The following is a 3,351-nucleotide window of genomic DNA, read 5'->3' as shown; positions in this document are numbered from 1 at the left end:
GTTATCGCAATCAGTCAATTTTTCGACTGTGGTAACGAAAATTTCCTGAATTCTCTTCAATTCGGCAGTTCTTAAAATGTTTTAAAAAATAATGTGTCTAAATATTGACACATTACACATCGTATATTATTGTTGCCTCATCTTTGCCGTTTGAAGAGGCAACCTCTGCTGATTTCAACTGCTTACTCTTTGGAAATGAGATTATGACATCAGCGATAAATCATTCGGGATCTGGTTTGGGTGGTATGATCGGCCGTTCCTCTCAGATGCTGGAACTTTTCGACCTGATCTCCTGTGTCGCCGAAGAGGGCGAGAGCACGGTCTTGGTCCAAGGGGAGAGCGGTACCGGCAAAGAGCTAATTGCGCGGGCCATCCACGAAAACAGCCCGCGCAAGAATAGTCACTTCGTTCCGGTCAACTGCGCCGCTATTCCAGATGAATTGCTCGAGAGTGAACTGTTCGGTTATGTCAAAGGGGCGTTTACTGGTGCCCAGCAGTCGAAAATCGGGCGTGTGCAGTTTGCCGACGGCGGCACCCTGTTTCTTGATGAGATAGGCGATATGAAGCCGAGTCTGCAAGCCAAGCTACTTCGGGTGTTACAGGAGCGCGAAGTTGAGCAGGTTGGCGGTGTCAGGCCGATGAAGGTCGATGTCCGGGTGATCGCGGCGACCCATCAAAACTTGGAAAAGCTGGTTGTTGATGGGCAGTTTCGAGAGGATCTCTATTATCGTCTGGCGGTTATTCCTCTGCACGCACCGCCGCTACGTGAGCGCAAAGAAGATATCCCGGTTCTGATTGAAAAGTTTATCGTTCAATTTAGTCGGCGGAAAAGTGACAAGCCGACCAGTATCGACCCGCTGGCAATGCGCAGTTTGCAGGGCTATCTATGGCCGGGCAACGTGCGAGAACTGGAGAACCTGATCCAACGATTGGTGATCCTGAACCGTGGCAAGTGTGTCACGCTCAAGGAACTGCCGGAGAAGTATCGAGCCGAACCGATTCCTGAAGAAGATCTGCCTCAAAGCTTGCCGGTTGAGGACTTGGTTCAAGAGATCGAAGCCTCAGAACCATTGGAGCTAAAAGCGCCTGCGATTTCTCCGCCGGTGGCGGAGTGGACCGCTGATGGGCTCGATTTTAACGGCCTGATCAGCGATTTCGAGGACAAGCTTATTCTGCAGGCGTTGAGCAGGACCGGTGGAAATAAAAAAGAGGCGGCCCGCCTGCTGAACCTCAAACGCACGACATTGATCGAAAAAATCAAAAAGAAGAATTTACCGGTTTGATCTACAGAAAATCCCCGCCAATTAGGCGGGGGTTTTGTATTTTTTTCAGCTCGCTTTACGGAAATGCTGGCTGATTTTCTCCTCGATTTCATCTCCTGATGCGGGTGTAATCAGGATGTCGCGGGCACCGTATTTGGCGGCCTTTAAGACGCTGGTACGGGTCCACTCCGGACCTGCAAAAATCAAAGGTGGCAGAACTTGGCCGGACGACTGCAGCTTTATGGCTGCCGCAAAGCCTTTTTCATTGACCTGCGACATGATCAGGATTGCTCCTATTATCTGATTCTGCTGAAAATAGCTTTTGATATCTTCTTTAAAGCTCAGCACTTTGCAGTCGTACTGAGCGGATGAAAGGATTTCCGCATACATTTGGGCCGCAGCGGCATTCTCTGAAATCACCAACACCAGAGGTGTCCCGGTTGCGGCAAGGGGGGCGGCGGGTTGCGTAGTGGCTGCAAATTCCACCGCCGCCTGCGAAGCGGGGCTCGCTCCGGCTGATGGTCCGGGGACAGGAGCAACTGTGGCTGTGGTTTCAAATGCTGGTTTCGCTGTCGCTGCCGTAGTCGGTTTGTTGGCAGATTGGCCCGTTGTCGGTTCAGGTTGCGCTGAAACTGGTGCTACTGGAGCGGCTAACGGTTCCAGTGTTGCCGGTTCTGAGGCAGCGGCTTTCGGAGTCTCTGCTTCGAGGTCGAAGGCTGACGCCGGAACCACAAACTCCAACAACCCGAGGCTGTTTTCCCCGTCGCTAATTTGACAGCTGGCGACGTAATAATTGCCTGGAGGGCAGGGCGCATCGCTCGCCATGTCAATTTTTGTCGGCGGGGGCAATTCTTCGACGCTTTTTTTGATGAAATGGATCGTTTTTGAATATTTATCTACGAAAGACTGAGTAAAGACGCCAGCAATAATATTGGCAACTTCACTGAATGCATCATTCAGTTCGCCATCGAGTTTGCCGTTTCTGACCTGCTCTTCAATGACGTCATCCGGCAGCATGATCAGGGTGCCGCCGAGAATGATGGCTGAGTCGAGCTGGGTGATGAGGTAGCAATCGCCTTCCTTCTCGCCGCCGATGGTCATGCGGGTGAGAACGGAAGACACACGATTTAGATCTCTAAAGATGGTTTCTTTGGAGATAAGATGGAGCTTGATGTCGTTGCACGACAACTCCCTGCCAAGGAGTTCACCAATTTCTGTTGCTAGATTTTCGACGCCAGCCTTGCAGATGACGTCAATAATGGCCCGTTGCTTCAAGGTGCCCTCTCACTAGGATTGACTCTGTAAACAGGGCTAGCTGAGAGAATATTAAATCTCCACGAAAAAACGCCCTGACTCAACATCAGATGGAACGACGACCCGGTCACTGTTGCACGGGGAAGAAACCGTGTAGGATTTTCCCGAAACTGTAGTTGGAATTGCCAGCTCCAGATTATGTTTTCTGCAGCAAATGCTTCTTTAACCCCATCGGCGACCATGTTGGCAATTTCACCGAGGGTATCTTTGACATCGCCCTCTATACATTCAACATCCATGCCAAGCATTTTGCTGGTGATCGCCATGCCGACATTACCAGGGCAATGAATATTGAGTATACTGGTGAAATCTCTGCTTAGCCCGATCATGGAAGAAACATGGCTATCGAGGATTTCTTTCCCTTCCGGTAATGGCGGAGCCGAAGAGATCTCCATGAAAATTATGGTGCCAAAGATCTCTTCGGTTGATTAAATAATTTTTTTAGCAAATTCCAAAATAATTTCCTTTTCAGCTTCGCCAGCTGTAATCGGGATCAGCAGGTGATTCTGGACCGATTTGCAGCTCGACCAGAGTTGTGAATCCTTCCAGTTCGAAAGGAACAGTGACATCTTTTGCATCGACAAGACAGTCGATGGAGTATTCCTGCCCGGAAATGGCCAAGGGCATCGACAGTTTAACTCGGTCCCTTCGGGGTCGAGGGCTACTTTGATGTTGCTGCCAAGCTTGTTGGCTAATTTGCCGATGGCATCGCACACATCTTCGTCGATTTTCATGCCGAGAAATGCTGCGGTAATCGCTAATGCCGCTTCGTTCG

3 protein-coding genes and 1 pseudogene are annotated in these 3,351 nt (G+C 50.2%); 1 reads left to right on the top strand and 3 read right to left on the bottom strand.

The features are described from left to right. Positions 1–203 precede the first annotated feature (203 nt). Entirely contained in the window at positions 204–1,283 is a 1,080-nt protein-coding gene (locus Q7J88_RS08055) for a sigma-54-dependent Fis family transcriptional regulator (RefSeq protein WP_303721656.1), read from the top strand. A 45-nt stretch (positions 1,284–1,328) separates the two neighbouring features. Here the strand turns inward: Q7J88_RS08055 and Q7J88_RS08050 are convergent, their stop codons facing one another. The 3 genes and pseudogenes from Q7J88_RS08050 to Q7J88_RS08040 all read right to left on the bottom strand — a co-directional run. After that, on the bottom strand, positions 1,329–2,537 hold the full coding sequence (locus Q7J88_RS08050) for a hypothetical protein (RefSeq protein WP_303721655.1): 1,209 nt from the start codon (positions 2,535–2,537) through the stop codon (positions 1,329–1,331). Then, positions 2,534–2,971, bottom strand: a complete 438-nt coding sequence (locus Q7J88_RS08045) for a chemotaxis protein CheX (protein ID WP_303721654.1) — start codon at positions 2,969–2,971, stop codon at positions 2,534–2,536. The genes Q7J88_RS08050 and Q7J88_RS08045 overlap by 4 nt, the downstream gene beginning before the upstream one ends. A gap of 33 nt (positions 2,972–3,004) precedes the next feature. Further along, positions 3,005–3,351, bottom strand: a pseudogene (locus Q7J88_RS08040) (hypothetical protein); the annotation flags it as partial.

Origin of the sequence: Malonomonas rubra (genome assembly GCF_003247215.1) — a bacterium.
GTDB classification, from domain to species: Bacteria; Desulfobacterota; Desulfuromonadia; order Desulfuromonadales; family Geopsychrobacteraceae; genus Malonomonas; species Malonomonas rubra_A.
The sequence above is the reverse complement of the archived record's forward strand: the minus strand, read 5'-3'. Positions and strand labels throughout refer to the sequence as shown.

Excerpts from the sequence above, each read along its gene's own strand:
- Q7J88_RS08055 (WP_303721656.1), top strand. The coding sequence starts at position 204 with ATGACATCAGCGATAAATCATTCGGGATCTGGTTTGGGTGGTATGATC.
- Q7J88_RS08045 (WP_303721654.1), bottom strand. The coding sequence starts at position 2,971 with ATGGAGATCTCTTCGGCTCCGCCATTACCGGAAGGGAAAGAAATCCTC.